1 protein-coding gene is annotated in these 2,056 nt (G+C 67.7%); it reads left to right on the top strand.

The features are described from left to right. On the top strand, positions 1-2,056 hold a 2,056-nt coding region (gene rpoB, locus AB0C33_RS51105), incomplete at both ends, for a DNA-directed RNA polymerase subunit beta (protein WP_358303122.1).

Here is a 2,056-nt window from a genome sequence, read left to right as displayed (position 1 = left end):
GTGAGCCGCCGACCAAGGAGTCGGCGCAGACCCTGCTGGAGAACCTGTACTTCAACCCCAAGCGGTACGACCTGGCCAAGGTGGGCCGCTACAAGATCAACAAGAAGCTCGGGGTCGACTCCGAGATCACGCAGGGCACGCTGACCGAAGAGGACATCGTCGCCACCATCGAGTACATCGTCCGCCTGCACGCGGGCGAGGAGTCGATGCCGGGCGCCAACGGTGAGGTGATCGTCGAGGTCGACGACATCGACCACTTCGGCAACCGCCGCCTGCGCAGCGTCGGCGAGCTCATCCAGAACCAGGTCCGCCTGGGCCTGGCCCGCATGGAGCGCGTCGTCCGCGAGCGGATGACCACCCAGGACGTCGAGGCGATCACGCCGCAGACCCTGATCAACATCCGTCCCGTCGTGGCCTCCATCAAGGAGTTCTTCGGCACCTCGCAGCTGTCGCAGTTCATGGACCAGACCAACCCGCTGGCCGGCCTGACGCACAAGCGGCGTCTGTCCGCGCTCGGCCCCGGTGGTCTGTCCCGTGAGCGGGCCGGCTTCGAGGTCCGTGACGTGCACCCGTCCCACTACGGCCGGATGTGCCCGATCGAGACCCCTGAAGGCCCGAACATCGGTCTGATCGGCTCGCTGGCCTCCTACGGCCGCATCAACGCCTTCGGCTTCGTCGAGACGCCTTACCGCAAGGTCGTCGACGGCCGGGTGACCGACCAGATCGACTACCTGACGGCCGACGAGGAAGACCGCTACGTCAAGGCGCAGGCCAACACGACGCTCAACCCCGACGGGTCGTTCGCCGAGTCCCGCGTCCTGGTCCGTACCAAGGGCGGCGAGACCGAGCTCGCCCGTGCCGAGGAAGTCGACTACATCGACGTGTCGCCGCGCCAGATGGTGTCGGTCGCCACCGCGATGATCCCCTTCCTCGAGCACGACGACGCCAACCGCGCGCTCATGGGCTCCAACATGCAGCGCCAGTCGGTGCCGCTGCTCAAGAGCGAGGCGCCGCTGGTCGGCACCGGCATGGAGTACCGTGCCGCGACCGACGCCGGCGACGTCATCAGCGCCGAGAAGGCCGGCGTGGTCGAGGAGGTCTCGGCCGACTACGTCACCGTCATGAACGACGACGGCACGCGTACGACGTACCGGGTCGCCAAGTTCAAGCGCTCCAACCAGGGCACCTCCTTCAACCAGAAGCCCATCGTCGCCGAGGGCGACCGGGTCGAGGTCAACCAGGTCATCGCCGACGGCCCCTGCACCGACAACGGTGAGATGGCGCTCGGCAAGAACCTGCTCGTGGCGTTCATGCCGTGGGAGGGCCACAACTACGAAGACGCCATCATCCTGTCCCAGCGCCTGGTCCAGGACGACGTCCTGTCCTCGATCCACATCGAGGAGCACGAGGTCGACGCCCGCGACACCAAGCTGGGCCCGGAGGAGATCACCCGGGACATCCCCAACGTGTCGGAAGAGGTCTTGGCCGACCTCGACGAGCGCGGCATCATCCGGATCGGCGCCGAGGTCGTCCCCGGCGACATCCTGGTCGGCAAGGTCACCCCGAAGGGCGAGACCGAGCTGACCCCGGAGGAGCGGCTGCTGCGCGCCATCTTCGGGGAGAAGGCCCGCGAGGTCCGCGACACCTCGCTGAAGGTGCCGCACGGCGAGCAGGGCAAGGTCATCGGCGTGCGCGTGTTCAGCCGCGACGAGGGCGACGAGCTCCCGCCGGGCGTCAACGAGCTGGTCCGCGTCTACGTGGCCCAGAAGCGTAAGATCACCGACGGTGACAAGCTGGCCGGCCGTCACGGCAACAAGGGCGTCATCTCCAAGATCCTGCCGGTCGAGGACATGCCGTTCCTGGAGGACGGCACCCCGGTCGACATCATCCTCAACCCGCTGGGCGTGCCCGGCCGGATGAACGTCGGTCAGGTGCTGGAGACCCACCTGGGGTGGATCGCCGCGCGTGGCTGGGACATCTCGGGCATCGCCGAGGCGTGGGCCGAGCGGCTGAAGGACAAGGGCTTCGAGAAGGTCGCCCCGCGTACCAACATGGC

The sequence above is a fragment of the Nonomuraea sp. NPDC048881 genome (assembly GCF_040649795.1).
Classification (GTDB): Bacteria; Actinomycetota; Actinomycetes; order Streptosporangiales; family Streptosporangiaceae; genus Nonomuraea.
This window is presented reverse-complemented; position numbering and strand designations above follow the sequence as displayed.